The sequence below is a fragment of the Streptomyces sp. NPDC003032 genome (genome assembly GCF_053591415.1).
Genome location: NZ_JBSFTT010000014.1, coordinates 154,667 through 175,637, shown reverse-complemented (window position 1 = coordinate 175,637; position 20,971 = coordinate 154,667). Strand labels below are relative to the sequence as shown.

General features: G+C 70.2%; 17 protein-coding genes. 10 read left to right on the top strand and 7 right to left on the bottom strand.

Annotated elements, in window-relative coordinates; all coding sequences use genetic code 11:
• Nucleotides 1-9: 9 nt before the first annotated feature.
• The 5 genes from ACWDZ7_RS21450 (at nt 10) to ACWDZ7_RS21430 (ending at nt 7,042) form a co-directional block, all read left to right on the top strand.
• Complete coding sequence (locus tag ACWDZ7_RS21450) at nt 10-1,965, top strand: copper resistance CopC/CopD family protein (protein WP_451798917.1); 1,956 nt, start codon at nt 10-12, stop codon at nt 1,963-1,965.
• Between the two features lie 6 nt (nt 1,966-1,971).
• A complete protein-coding gene (efeB, locus tag ACWDZ7_RS21445; RefSeq protein ID WP_451798915.1) occupies nt 1,972-3,228 on the top strand; it encodes an iron uptake transporter deferrochelatase/peroxidase subunit in 1,257 nt (418 codons plus the stop codon).
• A gap of 110 nt (nt 3,229-3,338) precedes the next feature.
• Nucleotides 3,339-4,274 (top strand): prephenate dehydratase, encoded by a 936-nt coding sequence (gene pheA / locus ACWDZ7_RS21440; RefSeq protein ID WP_451798913.1) that lies wholly within the window; start codon nt 3,339-3,341, stop codon nt 4,272-4,274.
• A gap of 657 nt (nt 4,275-4,931) precedes the next feature.
• Nucleotides 4,932-6,221 carry a serine--tRNA ligase gene (gene serS / locus ACWDZ7_RS21435; RefSeq protein ID WP_451517056.1) on the top strand — a complete coding sequence of 430 codons (1,290 nt, stop codon included), beginning with the start codon at nt 4,932-4,934 and terminating at the stop codon, nt 6,219-6,221.
• The gene (locus tag ACWDZ7_RS21430; RefSeq protein ID WP_451798912.1) at nt 6,218-7,042 is read left to right on the top strand and encodes an HAD family hydrolase; all 825 of its coding nucleotides are present in this window, start codon (nt 6,218-6,220) and stop codon (nt 7,040-7,042) included. Before serS ends, ACWDZ7_RS21430 begins: the two co-directional genes overlap by 4 nt.
• Before the next feature lie 321 nt (nt 7,043-7,363).
• Here the strand turns inward: ACWDZ7_RS21430 and ACWDZ7_RS21425 are convergent, their stop codons facing one another.
• Genes ACWDZ7_RS21425 through ACWDZ7_RS21410 form a run of 4 tightly spaced genes read right to left on the bottom strand, consistent with a single transcriptional unit; the run spans nt 7,364 to nt 10,899 of the window.
• Nucleotides 7,364-8,083 carry an ABC transporter permease gene (locus ACWDZ7_RS21425; protein ID WP_451798910.1) on the bottom strand — a complete coding sequence of 240 codons (720 nt, stop codon included), beginning with the start codon at nt 8,081-8,083 and terminating at the stop codon, nt 7,364-7,366.
• Between the two features lie 11 nt (nt 8,084-8,094).
• Nucleotides 8,095-9,006 (bottom strand): ABC transporter ATP-binding protein, encoded by a 912-nt coding sequence (locus ACWDZ7_RS21420; RefSeq protein ID WP_451798909.1) that lies wholly within the window; start codon nt 9,004-9,006, stop codon nt 8,095-8,097.
• Nucleotides 9,006-9,887, bottom strand: coding sequence for an ABC transporter permease (locus ACWDZ7_RS21415; protein WP_451798907.1), 882 nt, complete (start codon nt 9,885-9,887; stop codon nt 9,006-9,008). The genes ACWDZ7_RS21420 and ACWDZ7_RS21415 overlap by 1 nt, the downstream gene beginning before the upstream one ends.
• A complete protein-coding gene (locus ACWDZ7_RS21410; RefSeq protein ID WP_451798975.1) occupies nt 9,877-10,899 on the bottom strand; it encodes an ABC transporter ATP-binding protein in 1,023 nt (340 codons plus the stop codon). Before ACWDZ7_RS21410 ends, ACWDZ7_RS21415 begins: the two co-directional genes overlap by 11 nt.
• Before the next feature lie 261 nt (nt 10,900-11,160).
• Here ACWDZ7_RS21410 and ACWDZ7_RS21405 point away from each other — a divergent pair, with 261 nt between their 5' ends.
• The 4 genes from ACWDZ7_RS21405 to ACWDZ7_RS21390 are packed head-to-tail and all read left to right on the top strand — an operon-like array spanning nt 11,161 to nt 15,715.
• Nucleotides 11,161-12,012 (top strand): M24 family metallopeptidase, encoded by an 852-nt coding sequence (locus ACWDZ7_RS21405; RefSeq protein ID WP_451798905.1) that lies wholly within the window; start codon nt 11,161-11,163, stop codon nt 12,010-12,012.
• Nucleotides 12,009-13,790: an SDR family oxidoreductase gene (locus ACWDZ7_RS21400; protein ID WP_451798904.1), complete on the top strand. Its 1,782-nt coding sequence runs from the start codon at nt 12,009-12,011 to the stop codon at nt 13,788-13,790. Before ACWDZ7_RS21405 ends, ACWDZ7_RS21400 begins: the two co-directional genes overlap by 4 nt.
• A gap of 47 nt (nt 13,791-13,837) precedes the next feature.
• Nucleotides 13,838-14,755: a metal-dependent hydrolase gene (locus ACWDZ7_RS21395; RefSeq protein WP_451798974.1), complete on the top strand. Its 918-nt coding sequence runs from the start codon at nt 13,838-13,840 to the stop codon at nt 14,753-14,755.
• Between the two features lie 27 nt (nt 14,756-14,782).
• Nucleotides 14,783-15,715 (top strand): MerR family transcriptional regulator, encoded by a 933-nt coding sequence (locus ACWDZ7_RS21390; protein ID WP_451798902.1) that lies wholly within the window; start codon nt 14,783-14,785, stop codon nt 15,713-15,715.
• A 154-nt stretch (nt 15,716-15,869) separates the two neighbouring features.
• On the opposite strand, the gene ACWDZ7_RS21385 is transcribed toward ACWDZ7_RS21390, so the two are convergent.
• A complete protein-coding gene (locus ACWDZ7_RS21385; protein WP_451798901.1) occupies nt 15,870-16,781 on the bottom strand; it encodes an LLM class flavin-dependent oxidoreductase in 912 nt (303 codons plus the stop codon).
• Between the two features lie 245 nt (nt 16,782-17,026).
• On the opposite strand from ACWDZ7_RS21385, the gene ACWDZ7_RS21380 reads away from it, so the two are divergent.
• The gene (locus ACWDZ7_RS21380; protein ID WP_451798899.1) at nt 17,027-18,013 is read left to right on the top strand and encodes an HAD hydrolase family protein; all 987 of its coding nucleotides are present in this window, start codon (nt 17,027-17,029) and stop codon (nt 18,011-18,013) included.
• Here ACWDZ7_RS21380 and ACWDZ7_RS21375 read toward each other — a convergent pair.
• The gene (locus tag ACWDZ7_RS21375; RefSeq protein WP_451798897.1) at nt 18,010-19,065 is read right to left on the bottom strand and encodes a M23 family metallopeptidase; all 1,056 of its coding nucleotides are present in this window, start codon (nt 19,063-19,065) and stop codon (nt 18,010-18,012) included. The two genes, ACWDZ7_RS21380 and ACWDZ7_RS21375, sit on opposite strands and share 4 nt — an antisense overlap.
• A 113-nt stretch (nt 19,066-19,178) precedes the next feature.
• Nucleotides 19,179-20,915 (bottom strand): GAF domain-containing sensor histidine kinase, encoded by a 1,737-nt coding sequence (locus ACWDZ7_RS21370; RefSeq protein ID WP_451798895.1) that lies wholly within the window; start codon nt 20,913-20,915, stop codon nt 19,179-19,181.
• Between the last annotated feature and the right edge of the window lie 56 nt (nt 20,916-20,971).

Below are 20,971 nucleotides of genomic sequence, written 5' to 3'. Positions count from 1 at the left end.
ATCGGACCGTTGACGCAGACCATCGCTCCCCGCCTCTGGCGGCTTCTTCTCGTGCTCGTCGCCGCGACCGGCGCCTTCCTCGCCGGTGCCACGCCGGCCTCCGCGCACGCCGCGCTGACCGGCAGTGACCCGAAGCAGGGAGCGGTGGTCGACAAGGCGCCCGCCCAGGTGAAGCTCACCTTCTCGGAGAAGGTCGCCATGTCGGACGGCTCCGTGCGGGTCCTCGACCCGTCCGGCAAGCGCGCCGACACCAACAAGACCACTGACCTGGGCGCCAACACGTACGGCGTGAAGTTGCGCCCCGGCCTGCCCGACGGCACCTTCACCGTCGCCTACCAAGTGGTCTCCGCGGACAGCCACCCGGTCGCCGGCGCCTTCACCTTCTCCATCGGCGCGCCCTCCGACACGAAGGCCGTGCTGCCCGACCAGGAGGCGGGCGGCGGCCTCGTCGGCGTGCTCTACGACATCGCGCGCTACCTGTCCTACGCCGGGTTCATCGTGGTCGTCGGCGGCGCCGCGTTCGTGCTCGGCTGCTGGCCGCGCGGCGCGGGCGTGCGGGCCGTACAGCGGCTCGTGACGTACGGCTGGGTCACGCTCACCGGCTCCACGCTCGCCCTGCTCCTGCTCCGCGCCCCCTACACCGGCTCGGGGAAGCTCGCCGACGTCTTCGACATGGGCAAGCTCGGCGACGTGCTCAACACCAAGACGGGCGCGGCCCTGGTCTCCCGGCTGCTGCTGCTCGCCGCCGCCGCGCTGTTCATCGCGGTGCTCTTCGGGGCGTACGAGAAGCGTGACGACCCCAAGGAGAAGAAGGACCTCACCTTCGGCCTCGCGATCGGCGGCACGGTCGTCGCCATCGGTATCGCGGCGACCTGGGCGATGGCGGAGCACGCCTCGACCGGCATCCAGGCGGGCATCGCGATGCCCGTCGACGTGCTGCACCTGCTGGCCGTCGCCGCCTGGCTGGGCGGGCTCGCGGCGCTCCTCGTCGCGCTGTACCGCACCTCTTCAGTAGAAGCCGTGGCCGTACGGCGCTTCTCGCGCGTGGCGTTCGTCAGTGTCGTCGTGCTGGCCGCGACCGGGCTCTACCAGTCATGGCGGCAGGTCGGCTCGTGGTCGGCGCTGACCGGTACGTCGTACGGGCAGCTGCTCCTCGTCAAGATCGGCCTGGTCGTCGTTCTCGTGGGTGTCGCCTACGTCTCGCGGCGCTGGACCGGACGCATCGCCTCCGAGGGCAGCGGTGCCGCGTCGGAGACCGCGGCCGCCGTGGTCGTCGAACAGCGCACGCAGAAGGAGTCGACGAAAACAAATAGCTTGGTCAGGCTCGCGAGCAAGTCCGTGAAGAAGCCGGTCACGGTGCCCGCGCCCGCCGCCGGCGACGCGGACGACTCCGAGCGCTCCGCCCAGCTCGCGCGCCAGCGGGCCGCCGTGGCCACCGCGCGCGAGAAGCGCGTCCGCGACGCCGACCCGCACCGCTCCGGGCTGCGCCGCTCGGTGCTCACCGAGGCAGGCGTCGCCGTCGTGCTGCTCGCCGTCACGACGGTCCTGACGACCACCGAGCCCGGCCGCACCGAGGAGGAGGCCGCCAAGGCCACCTCCGCGGCGGCGGCCGCACAGCGCTCGGGCCCGCTCACCCTCAACGTGCCCTTCGACACGGGCGACGAGGACGGCAAGGGCACCGTGCGCCTCGAACTGGACCCGGGCCGTACCGGCAGCAACGACCTGCACGTGTACGTGAAGCGGCCCAACGGCAGCGCCTTCGACATCCCCGAGGTGAAGGTCTCCTTCACCCTCAAGTCGAAGGACGTGGGCCCGCTGCCCGTCACCCCGGACCACATCGCCACCGGACACTGGAGTGCGAGCGGGGTGCAGATTCCCATGGCGGGCAATTGGAAGATCGCGGTGACGGTGCGGACCTCCGACATCGACCAGGTGACCGTGGACAAGAACGCGCAGATCGGCTGAGCCAGCATGACGGACAACGGGATTTCCAGGCGGCGGCTGCTCGGCACCGCCGGCGCGACCGGCCTCGCGCTCGGTGCGGCGGGCGGCGCGGTCGGGTACGCCACGGCGCCCTCGTCCGGCGCCTCCGACGCGTCCGGCTCGTCCGGCTCGTCGAAGGCCGCCCTGGCGTCTCTCGGCACGGACGAGGTGATGTTTCACGGGAAACATCAGTCCGGCATCACCACGCCCATGCAGTCCCGCGGCCATCTGACCGCCTTCGACCTGGCGGCGGGCGCGGGCCGCAAGGAGGCGGCGGCCCTGCTGCGCCGCTGGTCGGCGACGGCCGAGCGGCTGATGGCGGGCGAGCCGGCCGGCGGTGACGACACGGCGGTCGCGCGGGACGCGGGCCCCTCCTCGCTCTCCGTCACCTTCGGCTTCGGCGCCTCCTTCTTCGCCCGGGCAGGCCTGGAGAAGCAGCGCCCGGCCGCGCTGGACCCGCTGCCCGACTTCTCCTCGGACCACCTCGACAAGGCGCGCAGCAACGGCGATCTGTGGGTGCAGATCGGCGCGAACGACCCGCTCGTCGCCTTCCACGCGCTCCGCGCGCTCCAGAAGGAAGCGGCGGGGGCCGCGCGCGTGCGCTGGCAGATGAACGGCTTCAACCGGTCCCCGGGCGCCACCGCGCGGCCGATGACGACCCGGAATCTGATGGGCCAGATCGACGGCACGAACAACCCGAAGCCGTCGGAGAGGGACTTCGACGAGCGGATCTTCGTACCCGCCGACGGCGACCCGACGTGGATGGCGGGCGGTTCCTACGCCGTCGTACGCCGTATCCGGATGCTCCTCGACGACTGGGAGAAGCTCGGTGTGAAGGCGCAGGAGGCGGTGATCGGGCGGCACAAGTCGGACGGTTCGCCGCTGACCGGCGGCACGGAGACGACCGAGCCGAAGCTGGAGAAGACGGGCCCGGACGGCAAGGTCGTCATCCCCCTCAACGCGCACGCCCGCATCACGCGGCCCGACCAGAACGGCGGCGCCGCCATGCTGCGCCGGCCGTTCTCGTACCACGACGGCTTCGACGCGCACGGCGAGCCGGACGCGGGGCTGCTCTTCGTCTGCTGGCAGGCGGACCCGATGCGCGGCTTCGTGCCGGTGCAGCGCAAGCTCGACCGGGGTGACGCCCTGTCGGAGTTCATCCGGCACGAGGCGAGCGGGCTCTTCGCGGTGCCGGGCGGAGCGGCGAAGGGCGAGTACGTGGGGCAGCGGCTGCTCGAGGCGTAGCCGGGCCGCCCCGGGCACGTGGGGAGCGGTGAGTCCGGGTACGGCTGAGGCGCGTGCCGCTCCCTGAGACGCGTGAGACGCGCCACGCCGGGCCCCATTAGGGTGACGGTATGTCGGCGACGCGCTACACCTATCTCGGCCCCGAAGGCACCTTCACCGAGGCCGCCCTCCGTACGCTGCCCGAAGCGGCCGCCCGGGAACTCGTCCCGATGGTGTCCGTCCCGGCCACGCTGGACGCGGTCCGCAGCGGACAGGCGGCGGCCGCGCTCGTGCCGATCGAGAACTCGGTCGAGGGCGGCGTCACGACCACGGTCGACGAGCTGGCCAAGGGCGAGCCCCTGATGATCTACCGCGAGGTCGTCCTGCCGATCGCCTTCGCGCTGCTCGTGCGCCCCGGCATGGAGCTCAAGGACATCAAGACGGTGACCGGCCACCCCGTGGCCCAGCCCCAGGTGCGCAACTGGCTGGCCGCCCACCTCCCGGACGCCCTGTGGGAGTCGGCGGCCTCGAACGCCGACGGCGCGCGCCTCGTCCAGGAGGGCCGCTTCGACGCGGCCTTCGCGGGGGAGTTCGCGGCGGCCACGTATGGCCTGGAACCGCTGGTCAGTGAGATCCACGACGCGGCGAACGCCGAGACCCGCTTCGTCCTGGTCGGCCGTCCGGCCCGCCCGGCGGCGCCGACGGGCGCCGACAGGACCTCCGTCGTCATCTGGCTGGGCGACGACCACCCCGGCGCCCTGCTCGAACTGCTCCAGGAGTTCGCCGTACGTGGCGTCAACCTCATGCGCATCGAATCGCGCCCGACCGGCCAGGGCATCGGCAACTACTGCTTCTCGGTGGACGCCGAGGGACACATCACGGACCGCCGGGTCGGCGAGGCCCTGATGGGGCTCAAGCGGATCTGTCCGCAGGTGCGCTTCCTCGGCTCGTATCCGCGGGCCGGGGTGTCCCCGGCGGATGCGCGGGTGCTGCGGCCCGGCACGTCGGACGGCGAGTTCGCGGCGGCCTCGGACTGGCTGGCTCGCTGCCAGGACGGCCGTTTCTAGCCACTGATGGCTTTGAGGCGCTCGGTGAGACGCTCCGGGCGCCATTCCTACCTGCAGATTTACGTTGCCCACAGAAGTTATCCACAGGCTCGCATCTCGACCTGGGGACAAGTCGACAACGAAGTACGACATCGTCGACAAATCTGCCCACAGCTCCCGTCTCCGTCCACGGCCCCTCACGTCACCCCTCGTCCACTCTTTTCCATTGATCAACTCTTTAGAGCGAACCATTTCCACTCGAAAGTGGAGGCGAGGCCGGTTTGGGAAACGAATCCTTTGTCGCGCTTGTGGCTTTCAGAACGACCACTTCCGGCATCCACAGATCTTTCGCACACCCTGTGGATAACTCTCCGGAGGTCGCCATTCCTGTGGACAACCGGAGTGGACAGAGGCCCCAAGTCCCGCTCGCGGCAAGGGCTTCGCGTCAAGGCGGCGAGCGCGCTCTGCCCCATTTCGGGGAGGGCGCCCCATTTATTGACCAGGCGCCCGCGTGTATTGACCAGGTGCCCGCGTGGGCGCGAGAGGGCCTTTTCGGCCGGGACGATCGTGTTTGATCTCCGTTTCGATCTCCACGAATTCGTTCCGGCAAAACGGGCATAACGTACACAATGGAATATCGAGTCGTGGGCCGGAACCGCACAACGGTAGCCTTGAGGGGTGATTGACCTTCGCCTGCTCCGTGAGGACCCCGACCGTGTTCGCGCCTCCCAGCGCGCCCGTGGAGAGGACGTCGCGCTCGTCGACGCCCTGCTCTCCGCCGACGAGCGGCGCAGGTCGTCCGGCGTCCGCTTCGACGAGCTGCGCTCCGAGCAGAAGGCGCTCGGCAAGCTGATCCCGAAGGCTTCGCCCGAGGAGAAGCAGGAGCTCCTGAAGAAGGCGGGCGAACTCTCCGCCGCCGTCAAGGCCGCCGACGCCGCGCAGGACGAGGCCGACGACGAGGCCAAGCGGCTCCTGCGGCAGCTGGGCAACATCGTCCACCCGGACGTCCCGGTCGGCGGCGAGGAGGACTTCGTCGTCCTCGACACGATCGGCACCCCGCGCGACTTCGCGGCCGAGGGCTTCGAGCCGAAGGACCACCTGGAGCTCGGCGAGGCGCTCGGCGCCATCGACGTCGAGCGCGGCGCGAAGGTCTCCGGATCGCGCTTCTACTACCTCACCGGTGTCGGCGCCCTCCTTGAGCTAGCCCTGGTCAACGCGGCGATCGCGCAGGCGACGGAGGCCGGGTTCATCCCGATGCTGACGCCGTCGCTGGTCCGGCCGCGCGCCATGGAGGGCACGGGCTTCCTCGGCCAGGCCGCGGAGAACGTGTACCACCTTGAGAAGGACGACTACTACCTGGTCGGCACCTCCGAGGTCGCGCTCGCGGCGTACCACATGGACGAGATCATCGACGCCGACAAGCTGCCCCTGCGGTACGCGGGCTTCTCGCCCTGCTACCGCCGCGAGGCGGGCACGTACGGCAAGGACACCCGCGGCATCTTCCGCGTGCACCAGTTCGACAAGGTCGAGATGTTCTCGTACGTCGACCCGGCCGACGCCGAGAACGAGCACAAGCGCCTCCTGGAGTGGGAGAAGCAGTGGCTGACCGGCCTCGGCCTGCCCTTCCAGGTGATCGACGTGGCCACCGGTGACCTCGGCGCCTCGGCCTCGCGCAAGTTCGACTGCGAGGCGTGGATCCCCACCCAGGGCAAGTACCGCGAGCTGACGTCCGCGTCGAACTGCGACGGCTTCCAGGCCCGCCGTCTGTCCGTGCGCATGCGCGACAGCCGCGACGGCAAGAAGGTCCTCCAGCCGCTCGCGACGCTGAACGGCACGTTGTGCGCCGTGCCCCGCACGATCGTGGCGATCCTGGAGAACCACCAGCAGGCCGACGGCTCCGTGGTGGTGCCCGAGGTGCTGCGTCCCTACCTCGGGGGACGAGAGATTCTGGAGCCCATCGCCAAGTGAGCCACCCAGCTCAGGCCACGCCGTCCTTCCCTTACAAGCTGGTCGCCACCGACCTCGACGGGACGCTGCTGCGGCCCGACGACACGGTTTCGGAGCGTACGCGCGCGGCGCTCACCGCGGCCACCAGGGCGGGCGCCGCGCATATCGTCGTCACCGGCCGTGCCGTGCCGTGGACCCGGCACATTCTCGACGACCTCGGCTATGACGGCATAGCGGTGTGCGGGCAGGGCGCGCAGGTCTACCACGCGGGGGAGCACCGGCTGCTCACCTCGGTGACGCTCGACCGGCAGCTCGCCGGTCTGGCCCTGGCGAAGATCGAGGCGGAGATCGGCCCGCTCGCCCTGGCGGCGAGCCGTGACGGCATCGACGGCGAGGTCCTGGTCGGCCCGGGGTACGCGGTCCAGGACGGTCCGCTGCCGAGCATTCCGTTCACGGACGTCGCCGATCTGTGGGCCGCCCCGCTGAACAAGGTGTACATCCAGCATCCGGGCCTCGGTGACGACGCGCTGACGGACGTGGCGCGCCAGGTGGCGGGCGATCTGGTCGGCGTGACCATGGCGGGCGAGGGCGTCGTCGAGATCCTCCCGCTGGGCCTCTCCAAGGCCACGGGTCTCTCCCTCGCGGCCCGTCGCCTGGGCGTGAAGGCCATGGACACGATCGCCTTCGGCGACATGCCGAACGACATCCCGATGTTCGGCTGGGCTGCCCACGGCGTGGCCATGGCCAACGCGCACGAGGAGCTGAAGGCGGTCGCGGACGAGGTGACGACGTCGAACGAGGCGGACGGCATCGCGGTGGTCCTGGAACGTCTGCTGGGCTGAACCGGCGGCCGGGCCGAGAGACGCGGACCGGGCTCCTCCGGGTGGGCGGCCCGCGCAGCGATGTGCGCTGCGCGCTCGAAGCGGCCGCCCCGGGCAGTCCCCCCGCGGGCGGGGCTCGTACGGAGTGAGTGACTACTCCGGAGCCTGCCGCGGGCTGCCCTGTCGGGAACTCGACGGACCACGGATGGGCACGTCGGCTCCTCTCCCGGAGGGTGAGCGCCGGGTGCCGGCGCGGTGACATCAACTACTCTGCGCGTGCCCGGCGTTCACCGCCACCGAATAAAGCCCTGCTCTTCTCCGGGCCCTACTCCTCTCCAGGCCCTACTCCTCCCCGGCGATCTTCAGCGACCGCAGCTTCTGTCCCGCGTACCAGGTGGTGGCCACCGTGACGGCGACCAGCAGGCACGTCGCCGTCGGAAGGCCGACGTCGGAGGTGATCAGATCGCCGTCGCCGACCTTCTGTGCCACGGCCAGGGACCACTGCTGGACGCTGAGCGTGCGCGCGCCCAGGACCAGCGACCCGAAGAGGGTCTCCCACACCAGGGCGTAGACGAGCCCGAAGACCACGGCGTGCCGGGTGGTCGTGCCGAGGAACAGGAAGATCGCGGCGTATGTGATGGAGGCGACCAGTGCCGCGATCGTGTACGCCACGGCGATCTGCTGGCCGTTGCCGTTGAGGATCATTCCCGCGATGAGGGTGGGTATCGCGGAGAAGGCCATGGTCACGGCGATGGCGACGATCAGCTTGGTGAAGATGATGGTGGGCCGCTTGACCGGTTTGGAGAGGAGATAGACGACGGAGCCGTCGTCGATCTCCGGGCCGATGGCGCCCGTGCCCGCGATGACGCCGATGATCGGCACCATCGTGGCGAGCGCGAAGCCGCCCAGGACGTCGACGGCCACTTGGTCGTCGGCGCCGCTGAAGCCGCGTACCGCACCGGAGATGACGATCAGCAGGACGGGCAGGGCGAAGAGGATGAGCGCCCGGCGGCGGCCGAGCAGGGCCCGGTAGGTGAGCCGGGCCACAGTGGGGTCGTACACAATGGCTCCCTTCAGGCCGCGACGAGGTAGGAGAAGACCGACTCGAGGGACTCGTCCGAGGGCGAGACCGCCAGGAGCCGGATGCCGTGCTCACGGGCGACGCGGGGCAGCAGCGTCGTGAACCGGCCGAAGTCGACCGCCTGAATGCGCAACGCGCCCTCCTTGAGGTCGACTTCGATGCCGGCCGTCGACGGGTCGGCGATCAGCGCGGCGGCCAGGGAGCGGTCGTCGCTGGAACGGATCAGATAGCGGTGGGGCCGGTCGGTCATCAGGCGGCGGATTTTGCGGAAGTCACCGCTCGCCGCGTGCCGTCCGGCGACGATCACCTCGATGTGCGAGGCCAGTTGCTCGACCTCTTCGAGGATGTGCGAGGAGAACAGGACCGTGCGGCCCTGTTCGCCCATGTTCCTCAGGAGGTCCATCAGCTGCATGCGCTGGCGCGGGTCCATGCCGTTGAAGGGCTCGTCGAGCAGCAGCACGGATGGGTCGTGGACCAGAGCGGAGGCCATCTTCACGCGCTGGCGCATGCCCTTGCTGTACGTGGAGATCTTCCGGTCCTGCGCGTACTCCATCTGCACAGTGGCGAGCGCCTGCTTGGCGGCCCGCTCGTCCAGACCGTGCAATTCGGCGTTGGCGACGACGAATTCCTGGCCGGTGAGGAAGTCGTACATCGCCTCCCGCTCGGGGACGATGCCGATGTCCTTGTAGATCTGTTCGTTGCGCCAGATCGGTTTGCCGTCGAGTGTGACGCTGCCCGTGGAGGGGGCGAGGAATCCGCCCATCATGTTGATGAGAGTCGACTTGCCCGCGCCGTTCGGACCGAGGAGCCCCGTGACTCCCGGGCCGATGTTCATGGTGATGTCGTTGACCGCCACCACGTTGCCGAACCAGCGGGACGTGTGGTCGATGGTGATCGTGGGCATCAGAGGCCGACCTTTCGGTAGCGGCGCATCATCGCGCCGTAGCAGCCTGCGATGAGGCCGAGGACGACGAGTACGTAGACGACGCCCATGCCGGACGAGGGGCCTTCCCCTCCGGGGAAGGCGGAGGTCGCGCCGAGGAAGGCGGTCTGCACGCCGTCGATGAGCGTGATCGGTGAGAACAGGCCCAGCCAGGCGATGGCTCCGGTGCTGCCCTGTTCGTAGGCGATCGCCTGGACCGTGGACACCGCGCCGTAGGTGATGGTCAGGACGGCGATGACGGCTGCGATGCCGAAGCCCCGGCGGGGTGTGATCGCCGAGATGACCAGCGCGATGCCGGCGAAGAGGAGGGACAGCAGCGCCACGGAGACCAGGCCCTGGCCGAAGCCCTTCGTCTGGTCCGCGAAGTCGAGCTTGGCGAGCAACGCCCCTATGTAGAGCACAAGGAGCGGCGCGGCCGTGAGGACGAAGAGGGCCGAGGCCATCGCGGTGAACTTCGCGAGGACGTAGTCACCGCGCTCGATGGGCCGCGAGAAGTAGAGCGGCACGGTCTTGAAGCGCAGGTCGCGGGAGACGGTCTGCGGGGCCTGGGCGGCCAGGAAGAGGCTGATGACGGCCTGTAGGAAGATCGCGTAGCGCGTGTAGTCGACGGGGAGGTCCTTGGCCTTGGTGGCCACGGCGACCGCCACCATGATCGCGGCGGGTACGCACATCACCGCGAAGAGGATCATCGGCAGGACCTTGGACTTGGCCGAGCGCCCGAGGCCGTACGCGCCGCGCAGGCTCTGGGAGAAGAGCGAGCGGCGGGCATAGGCACGGCCCAGGCGGGCGCCGTCGTAGTTCCTGTACCCGATGTTGTGGATCTGGGTGGACTCAGTGCTCATCGCGTCCGCCTCCTGTCTGCTGTGCGGCGGCCGCGGTGGCCGACCCGGCGGCCGCGCGCTCGGGGACCGGCTCCTGCCGTGCGTCGTCGTGGTCCTTGAAGACCTCCGCGATGTGGTGCCTGCGCTGTTCCATCCGGACCAGGCCGATGCCCAGGTCGGCGACGAGGTCCCGCACGAGGTCGTACGTCTCCTCGCCCTCGGCGGTGAGCAGGATCGTGTGGCCGGCGCCGGGCAGCTCGCCGCCGGCCTCCGTGCCTATGCCGTGCCCGCGCAGCGCGTCGCGCAACGCCCGGGTGCCGTCCGGGTGTGCGTCGGAGTCGGTGACCTCGACGGCCAGGGTCGTGGTGGTCTGCGTGAAGTCGGTGGTGGAGCTGGACCGCAGCAGCTTGCCGCTGTCGATGACGACGACGTGGTCGCAGGTGCGCTCCAGCTCGCCCAGCAGGTGCGAGGTGACGAGGACCGAGATGCCGAAGTCGGTGTGGACGCGGCGGATCAGGCCGAGCATCTCGTCGCGCCCGACCGGGTCGAGGCCGTTCGTCGGCTCGTCCAGGAAGACCAGTTGGGGGTCGTGGACGAGGGCTTGGGCGAGCTTGACGCGCTGCTTCATGCCCGTCGAATAGCCGCCGATGGGGCGGTAGCGCTCCTCGTAGAGCCCGACGTGCCGCAGGGTGTCCGCCGTGCGCTCACGGGCCGCGGTGGGCGGGAGCCCGGACATGCGCGCCATGTGGACGACGAACTCGGTGGCCGAGACGTCGGGCGGCAGGCAGTCGTGCTCGGGCATGTACCCGACGCGCTCGCGGATCTGGCCGCCGCTGGTGGCGACGTCGAGGCCGAGCACGGCGGCGCGGCCCTCCGTGGCGGGGGACAGACCCAGCAGGATCTTGATCAGTGTGGACTTGCCGGCTCCATTGGACCCGACGAGTCCGGTCACACCGGGCCCGATATCCATGGAGAGCCGGTCAAGCGCGGTCACCCTCGGGAACCGCTTGCTCAGGCTTTCGGTCGCGATCACAGTCACGTTTCGACGGTAGTGGCGCAGACCACACGAGTCGTCAGACCACGGGCTTGCCCTGCTCTCACTCTGGAGTATTACGGGCCCGTAGGGGTCCCCCGGAAGTCGACCCCTGGGGGATCTTCCGGACCTGTCCCCCAGGCTCGGGCAGAACTATTGACGCAGCCGCCGAGCATTGTCACATTCATCAGTGTCAAGTTACGACCGCGTACGGCGACGAGCCGGACACGGGCATGGACCGGACTCGGGACGGACGGTGGCATGACCTCAGCAGGTGCAGACGGACTCTCCGCGGAGCTGCGGGGGTTCAGAGAAGTGCAGACCCTCGCGTATGAATGCGCGGAGGCGGTCGCGGCCCAGCTCAGGCCGGGTGTGACGGAGCGCGGGGCCGCGCGGATGCAGCGCGAGTGGCTGCGGGGGCGGGGCGTGCGGGACTGGTTCCACCTGCCCTTCGCCTGGTTCGGTGACCGCACGGCGTTCGCCGACTTCCGTATACCGCTGCAGTTCTTCCCCACCAACCGCGAGCTGGAGCCGGGGATGCCCTTCATCCTCGACATGGCCCCGGTCCACAAGGGCTTCACGGCCGACATCGGCTACTCCGGCTGTCTGGGTCTCAACCCCGTGCACGACAAGCTGCTGGCCGATCTGGAGGCACACCGCGAGCTGATCCTGCGCGAGGTGCGCGAGCGCCGCCCGCTGCGTGAGATATACGAGGACGTGGACCGGCTCATGGTCCGCCAGGGCTACGCCAACCGCCATCGCGCGTATCCCTTCGGCGTCATCGCGCACAAGGTCGGCCGGGTCAAGGAGCGCCGTCTGTCACCGCACCTCTTCGGGTTCGGCACACAGTCGCTCAAGGGTCTGGCGAGCGACGCGCTGCACGGCCACCGGGACGGCTGGTCACCGCTGTGGTCCCCGTACAAGTTCTCCGACCACCCGCCGCAGAACGGGCTCTGGGCGGTCGAGCCGCACCTCGGATTCAGGGGTACGGGCGCGAAGTTCGAGGAGATCCTGGTCGTCACCGACTCCAGGGATCCCGAACAGAGCGCGTTCTGGCTGGACGACGATCTGCCGCATGTGCGGCGCTGGGCTGAGGAGAGGGCCGCCGCATGACGACAGGAGCAGCCGCCGAGAAGATGAAGGACGCGCGCGAGCGCCGGGTGCGTACGGGCGGGGTGGAGCTGTGCGTCGCCGAGCTGGGCGACCCGGAGCGCCCGACGGTCCTGCTCGTGCACGGCTATCCCGACTCCAAGGAAGTGTGGACCGAGGTCGCCGAGCGCCTCGCGGACCGGTTCCACGTCGTGCTGTACGACGTGCGGGGACACGGCAGGTCGACGGCCCCGCAGCCACTGCGCGGCGGCTTCACCCTGGAGAAGCTGACCGACGACTTCGTGGCGGTCATCGACGCGGTGAGCCCGGACAGGCCGGTGCATGTGGTGGGGCACGACTGGGGCTCGGTGCAGTCCTGGGAATTCGTCACGGTCAAGCGGACCGAGGGGCGGATCGCGTCCTTCACCTCGATGTCGGGTCCGTCGCTCGACCATTTCGGGCACTGGATCAAGAAGCGTATGTCCCGGCCCACCCCGCGCAAGGTCGGCCAACTGCTCGGCCAGGGCGCCAGGTCCTGGTACGTGTACATGCTGCACACCCCCGTCCTCCCGGAGCTAGCCTGGCGCGGTCCGCTCGGCAAGCGCTGGCCGAAGATCCTCCGGCGCGTGGAGAAGGTCCCCGTGGGGGAATATCCGACGCCGTCGCTGCCCCAGGACGCGGCGCATGGAGCCTGGCTCTACCGCGACAACGTCCGCGCGAGGCTGCGCAGGCCCCGCGCCGACGCGTACGCGCACGCGCCCGTGCAGCTCATCACGCCCTCAGGTGACATCTTCCTGTCCGAGCGGCTCTACGACGATCTGGAGCAGTGGGCGCCGGGCCTGGTCCGCCGCACCCTGCCGGCCAAGCACTGGGTGCCGCGCACACGCCCCGACCAACTGGCAGCGTGGATCGGCGTCTTCGTGGCGTCCCATGAGGACGGCCTGCCTGCCAAGGTCAGCTTGGCCACGGGGAAGTACGCCGACCGGTTCGGCGGCCGGCTGGTCCTGGTCACCGGTGCGGGCAGCGGCATCGGGCGGGCCACCGCCTTCGCGTTCGCCGAGGCGGGGGCGCGTGTGGTGGCGGTCGACCGGGACGCGGAGAGCGCTGCCCGCACGGCGGAGCTGTCCCGCCTCATAGGCGCGCCCGAGGCGTGGGGGGAGACGGTCGACGTCTCGGACGAGCAGGCCATGGAGAAGCTCGCCGAGAAGGTCGCCAGGGAGTACGGCGTCGTGGACGTCCTGGTGAACAACGCGGGCATAGGCCTCTCCGGCTCCTTCCTCGACACCAGCGCCGAGGACTGGAAGAAGGTCCTCGACGTCAATCTGTGGGGCGTCATCCACGGATGCCGTCTCTTCGGCAGGCAGATGGCCGAGCGCGGCCAGGGCGGCCATATCGTCAACACCGCGTCAGCGGCGGCGTTCCAGCCTTCCAAGGCGCTGCCCGCCTACAGCACCTCCAAGGCCGCGGTCCTCATGCTCAGCGAGTGCCTGCGCGCGGAGCTCGCGGGCCAGGACATCGGGGTCTCCGCGATATGCCCGGGATTCGTGAACACGAACATCACGTTGACGTCCCGTTTCGTCGGTGTCGACGCCGACGAGGAGAAGCGCCGCCAGAAGCGCACCTCCCGGCTCTACGGCCTGCGCAACTACCCGCCGGAGAAGGTCGCCGACGCGGTGCTGCGCGCCGTTGTCAGGAATCAGGCGGTCGTCCCGGTCACCCCCGAGGCCCGCGGCGCCCACCTCATGTCCCGCTTCACCCCCAAGGCCCTGCGCGCCATAGCCCGATTGGAGCCGCCGCTGTGAGCGAGGAGAGCAACCCCGACACGCATGCCGCGGAGCCCAGAGCGGCAGTGGAACACCAGACGCCGGAGCAGCATTACGCGATCATTCCGCGCCGCGTCTCGTTCGACTGGGACGAGACGCCACTGCACTGGATACCGGACGAGCCGACCGCCACGCACGTCATCAACGTCCTGCATCTGCTTCTCCCGGCGGGGGAGCGGTGGTTCGTGAAGGTCTTCAAGGAAGGCCTGCCGCTGGTCACCGATCCCGTGCTGCTCAGGGACGTCAAGGGGTTCATGGGGCAGGAGGCCACGCACAGCGTGCAGCACGCGCACGTGCTCGACCACCTGGCGGCGCAGCGGCTCGACACCGCCGCGTTCACCAAGTACGTCGACTTGCTCTTCGAGAGGCTCCTCGGGGAGGAGCCTCCGTTGGGGGCGCCGGTGCCGACCCAGGAGTGGCTGCGCTTCCGCCTGTCGATCGTCGCCGCGATCGAGCAGTTCACAGCGGTCCTGGGGAACTGGGTGCTGCACGCCGAGGGCCTCGACCGCGCCGGTTCGGACGAGGTCATGCTCGACCTGCTGCGCTGGCACGGCGCGGAGGAGGTCGAACACCGCTCGGTCGCCTTCGACATGTACCAGCACTGCGGCGGCAAGGGCCTGCCCCGGTACGCCCGCCGGATCGCCGGCATGACGGTGACGGCGCCCGTGATGCTGTACCTGTGGATATGGGGCACCGCCTATCTGATCCGCCACGACCCCCAACTGGCGGGCCGCTCCCGGTACTCACTGGCCGAGCACAACAGGGCGGTCGCGAAGGGGCTGCTGCCCACCTGGCGCGAGATCGGCACGGCGATACCCCGCTATCTGCGGCGGTCGTACCATCCCTCGCAGGAGGGCTCGCTGCGCAAGGCCGTCGAGTATCTGGCACAGTCGCCCGCGGCACGGGCGGCGGCCGGTGCGGTGGGCCGGGCGGCCATCGCCTAGTACGAGGCATCACGGAGGACGGTCAGCGTGGAGTACCGCATCGAGGACCTGGCGCACCACAGCGGCGCGACGGTGCGCACGATCCGTGCGTATCAGGACCGCGGGCTGCTCCCCCGCCCGGAGCGGCGCGGCCGGTCCAATGTGTACGGGGAAGCGCATCTGGCACGGCTGCGGCAGATCGCCGACCTGCTCGACCGCGGTTACACCCTGGCCTCCATCAAGGAGCTCCTGGAGGCCTGGGACGCCGGCCGGGGCCTCGGCGGGGTGCTCGGCCTGGCCGTGGAGGTCGACGGTCCCTGGACGGACGAGAAGGCCGACCGGATCACCCGCGCGGAGCTCGACGAGGCGTTCGGTGGTGTACCGGACGAGGCGGCGGTCGCCGATGCGATAGCCCTCGGCGTGCTCGAACCGATGCCGGGGCGTAAGGACGAGTTCCTGGTGCCGAGCCCCCAAGAGCTGGCGGTGGCTGTCGAGTTGCATGCGGCCGGGGTTCCGCTGTCGGCGATATCTGGTCATTTGCGGGAGTTGAGGGGGCAGGTCGAGCACATAGCCTCCCGTTTCCTGGAGTTCACCACGGAGCACGTCTTCGGCCGTTATCTCGGCAATCATCCGCCGACCGAGGCGGACGCGGCCGAGGCCGCCTCTCTCGTACGTCGGCTCAGGCCGCTCGCACAGCAGTCGGTCGACGCCGAACTGGCGCGTGCGATGCGGTTGTTCGCGACGAGGCACCTTCGCCGGCACCTGGACCCGGAGCAGGCGCCGCAGAGCGCGGACGACTCGCAGAGTGTGGCGCTGCCCGCGTCCACAATGGGCGCTGTCAAGGAGCTGGTTGGCGATGAGAACGCGGCGGCGTTTATCGCTGCCGCCGCCGAACGCGAGGTGCGGGCGCGGACATTGGACGCACTTACCGCAACACGGCGAGAGCCAGCGAAAGTTGCCCAAACGCCGCGTATTCCTTAGGGATTGTCCACAGAATCGCCAACCAGCCTGTGGATAACCGGAGTTGTCTGTGGATCAAACATCTAGCCCCGAATTCGTCGATGAAAAGTCGGTGGACGAAAATCGAGTGGGCGGAGAACGAGCCGTTCCGGGACGAGGGCGGTCCAGTTCTCGGTCAGCGGAGCTGCGAGAGCGCTTCGGTCGCGATCTTCTCGAAGACGCCCTGGTCGGTGGCGAAGACCGAGTCCGGGATGGGGGCGTGGACGACGATCTCGGTGAAGCCGAGTTCCACGTGCTTGCCCGCGAAGTCCACGAAGGCGTCGACGGACTCCAGCGGCTGATTGCGGTCCGGAGTGAAGCCGGTCAGCAGGATCTTGTCCAGCTCGGCGACGTCCCGGCCGACGTCCGCGCAGGCCTTGCCCAGTTTCTCGATCTGGCCCCGGATCACCTCGCGTGACTCTTCGGACGTGCCCGACCCGAAGAGCTTCGGGTCGCCCGTCGTCACCCACGCCTGCCCGTGCCGGGCCGCGAGCCGCAGACCGCGCGGGCCGGTCGCGGCCACCGCGAAGGGCAGCCTCGGCCGCTGCACGCAACCCGGGATGTCGCGCGCCTCGGTCGCCGAGTAGAAGGTCCCCTCGTACGTCACCGAGTCCTCGGTCAGCAGCCGGTCGAGCAGCGGTACGAACTCGCCGAACCGGTCGGCGCGCTCGCGCGGTGTCCAGGGCTCCTGGTCCGCCTTGAGGAGCGTCGTGGCGTCGAAGCCGTTGCCGCCGGCACCGATGCCGAGCGTGATCCGCCCGCCGGATATGTCGTCGAGCGAGATGAGTTCCTTGGCGAGCGTCACCGGGTGGCGGAAGTTGGGCGACGTCACGAGCGTGCCCAGACGCAGCCGGTCAGTGGCAGCCGCGGCCGCGGTCAGCGTGGGCACCGCACCGAACCACGGGCCGTCGCGGAAGGAGCGCCAGGCAAGGTGGTCGTACGTGTACGCGGTGTGGAAGCCCAGTTCCTCGGCGCGCAGCCACTGGTCGCGGCCGCCTTCGTGCCAGCGGCGTACGGGAAGGATCACAGTGCTCAGGCGCAGGCTCATGTCCCAGAGCTTACGGCGACGCGCTGGGGCCTCGACCGGCGCTTACGTCGCAGAGGTAGCCAGCTGCTGAACTCTCCCGGTCCCGACGACATCGTGCCGCTCCTGGAAGAGCTGACCGCACGCCATGCGAGCCGGCCCATATCGGGCTGACACCCGCCCGGTACCGGACTGACCGGCGCTCAGAGAGCACTCAGATGTGCGCCCCCGCGCACGGCCGTGCAGGCATATGCGGGACAATCGACGGCGTGACCTCAGCTACCCCTGGGCCCCAGACCCCGGCCACCACCGCCCCGGCCGCCACCGCCCCGTCGGGGCCCCGGCCGCGGCCCCGGCTGATCGCCACGGACCTGGACGGCACGCTGCTGCGCGACGACAAGTCGGTCTCCGACCGTACGGTCGCCGCGCTCGCCGCCGCCGAGGAGGCCGGGATCGAGGTCTTCTTCGTGACCGGCCGCCCCGCCCGCTGGATGGACGTCGTCAGCGCCCACGTCCACGGCCACGGCCTCGCCATCTGCGGCAACGGCGCGGCGGTGGTCGACCTGCACGGCGGCCCGGGCACGCACCGCTTCGTCAAGGTCCGCGAGCTGGCGCGGGCGAACGCCCTCGACGTCGTCCGCAGGCTGCGCGCCGCGTCGCCGGGCACGTCGTTCGCGGTCGAGCGGACCGGGGGACTGCACCACGAGGAGACGTATCCGCCGCTCCACATGGAGCCCGGTGAGAGCGTCGCGCCCGCCGAGAAGCTCCTGGCCGAGAACCCGGGGAGCCCCGGGAGCCCTGTGAGCCCCGGTGACCCCGACAGCCCCGGTGACCCCGAGGACACCGCCGCCGCCGAACAGCCCGTCCTGAAGATCCTCGCCTTCCACCCCGAACTCCAGCCCGACGACTTCCTGGTGCTGGCCCGCGCGGCCATCGGCGACCGGGCGACGGTCACCCGCTCCAGCCCCAGCGCGCTCCTGGAGATCAGCGGCCCCGGTGTCTCCAAGGCCAGCACGCTGGAGCTGTGCTGCGCCGAGCGCGGCATCGCCCCCGAGGAAGTCGTCGCCTTCGGAGACATGCCGAACGACATCGAGATGCTGACCTGGGCGGGTACGTCGTACGCGATGGGCAACGCCCACCCTGACGTCATCGCCGCCGCCTCCGGACGCACGGTCGCCAACAACGACGACGGTGTCGCGGTCGTGATCGAACGCATTCTGGCGGAACGGACGTCGGGACCAGCCAAGCACGGCTAAAGCTTGACGCCCCGCTCGGCCAGCCACTTCCGCGGGTCGACCCCCGACCCGAGATACGGCGTGAGCCGCGTCTCGAAGTGCAGATGCGGCCCCGTCGAGTTGCCGGTCGTGCCGGCCTGTCCGACCCACTGGCCGGTGCGCACCTTGTCCCCCTGCTCGACGGTGACGGCCGCGAGATGCGCGTACTGCGTGTAGTACCCGCCGCGATGCCGCACCACGACCTCGATGCCGAAGGCCCCACCGCACGACACGCTGTGCACGCGGCCCGCGCCGACCGACCGCACGGGTGTCCCGATGTCGACCGCGAAGTCCTGCCCGGTGTGCCGGCGCGCCCAGCGCTCGCCGGTGCTGTCGAAGCCCGCGGAGAGTTCGTACGTCTTCACAGGCGTGACCCACGCGCGCGTGGAGGCCCTTTTTGGCTGGCGCAGGCGTACGGCACCCCGGCACTTCCCCGCGGCGACCGCCCGGTCGGCCTCGCCCTGCAGGAGCCACCGCGCCGACTCCAGCTTCCGTTCGATGCCGCGCTTCAGCTCGGCCAGGCGTGAGATGTGTCGGTCCAGGCCCTGCTTGGCCCGGTCCGCCACGCGCTTGGCGGCCACGAGCCGGACCCCGGCCCGCTGCGTCTTGTCGATGGCGCTATTGACGGCCAGGTCGGCCTGCCACATGGCCTGTCGGCCGCGCATCAGGGCGTCGGGGCTCTCGGCCAGGAGGAGTTGCGCGGTGTAGGGGAGGCCGCCACCGGTGCGGTACTGGGCCCTGGCCATCCGGCCCAGGTCATCCTGCAGCACCCCGACCTGGTGCCGCTCCTCGAAGAGGAGTCGGTCCAGTTCCCGGACCCTCTCCTTCTGGAGGCGCACCGCCCGACGGCCCTCTTCGTAGCGGGCGGTCGCGAGCGAGGCCTCTTCGTAGAGACGCGCCACGTCGGCGCTCGCGCTCGGCCCGTCGGAGGCCGCGGCGGGAGGCGTGAGCCCGAGCAGCGCGCACAGCAGTACCGACACACTGAAGAGCGGCAGGCACAGGCGCGGACGCGGACGACGGTGGCTCAGGCGCATGTCACGGATCGTTGCCCGGCGCGACGGCACGGTTCCTGCGGGACTCCTGCACTCGGGGGGCGCGGTGCCCCGTACGGCTCAGCCGCATACCTCCGAACAGGGCTGCCGGCGTGTCAGTAAGGCGCCTGCCACACCACCGTCGTGCCGCCACCGTCCTCGCCGATCCCGGGCCCGTACCAACTGTCGCCGCCCAGTGACTCGGCCCGCCTCTTGAGGTTCTTCAGGCCGCTGCGCCGACCGCCCTCCGGGATGCCCACGCCGTCGTCGGCGACCGTCAGGCGTACGCCCTGCCGCCCATCGGGAAGCGGCACCGTCGAGTCGACGACGACGTCGATACGGGCGGCGTGCGCGTGCCGGAAGGCGTTGGACAGGGCCTCCCGCAGGGCCGCGATGAGGTTCTTTCCGGTCAGCTCGCCGACCACGGTGTCGACGGGCCCCACGAAGCGGTGCGCGGGCTTGAAGCCGAGCGGGACGGCGGCCATGTTGATCTCCCGGAGCACGCGCGTGCGCAGCCCTGACGGCGCCTCGGCCGGGCCCTGCTGGAGCGCGAAGATCGCCGTACGGATCTCCTGGATCGTCACGTCCAGCTCGTCGACGGCCCTGCCGACACCGACCTGCACCTCCGGCACGACGGACCTGCGCTGGGCGCTCTCCAGCATCATCCCGGTCGCGAAGAGGCGCTGAATGACGAGGTCGTGCAGGTCCCTGGCGATCCGGTCGCGGTCCTCGTACACCGCGAGCCGCTCCCGGTCCCGCTGCGCGTCGGCCATCATCAGCGCGAGCGCGGCCTGCGAGGCGAACTGGGCGGCGAGCGTCCGCTCCGCCTCGCTGAAAGGACGCGCCCCACGCGCGCGTGGCGTCACGAGCGTCCCGAGGACCCTGCCGTCGCTGTGCAGCGGCAGCATCATGACGGGGCCGTAGCGGTGGGCGAGGTGGGTCACGGCGCGGGGGTCGGTGGCCGCGTCGTCGATGAACACGGCCTCCCCTTCGAGAAGTTGCACGATGATGCGGCTCTCCGGAGGGATGACCAGACCGAGCGCCCCGGTGGGCTCGTCCGAGGAGACCGCGACGATCTCCATGCCGCCCTCCTCGTCGGGCAGCAGCACGATCCCGGCGGCCGAGTCCGCGAGGTGCCGGGCCTGCTCGGCGACGACGGCGAGGGCGTCCTCCGCGTCGCTGCCGGAGAGCAGCGCCGTGGTGACCGCCACTGAGCCGTCGATCCAGCGCTCACGCTGCTTGGCGGCCTCGTAGAGGCGAGCGTTGCCGATGGCGATGCCGGCCTCCGTGGCGAGGACGCGCACCATGTGCACGTCGTCGTCGTTGAAGTCGGCCCCGTCCCGCTTCTCGGTCAAATAGAGATTGCCGAAGATCTGGCCCTGTACGCGGATGGGGACGCCCAGGAAGGACCGCATCGGCGGATGGTGGGCCGGGAACCCGCAGGAGCGCGGATCGGCGGAGAGATCGGCGAGGCGCAGCGTCCTGGGCTGGTGGATGAGGGCGCCGAGCAGCCCCTTGTGGCCGTCGGGAAGCCGCCCGATCCGCTCGGCGGTCTCCGCGTCCATGCCGTGGTAGACGAACTCGGAGAGCCCTTTGCCGTCCTCGGCGACGACGCCGATCGCGGCGTAGTGGGCGTCCGCCAGCTCGGCGGCGGTCTCGCAGATGCGGTCCAGGGTGGTGTGGAGTTCGAGCCCGGTGCCGACCGAGCGCATGGCTTCGAGCAGCTGCGGCACCCGCGACGCCAGCTCGGGCGAGAGCCCCTGGAGGCTGCGGGTCGCCCGCGCCGCCGAGTCCGCCGGGTCCGGTGTGCCGTCGGGGAGAGGGGAATCGGCGGAGGCCGAGGGTGCTGGCATGCCTTTGAGCCTAGTAAGTCCCATTTACCGGGGAAAGTCGAGGCCTCCACGACGAT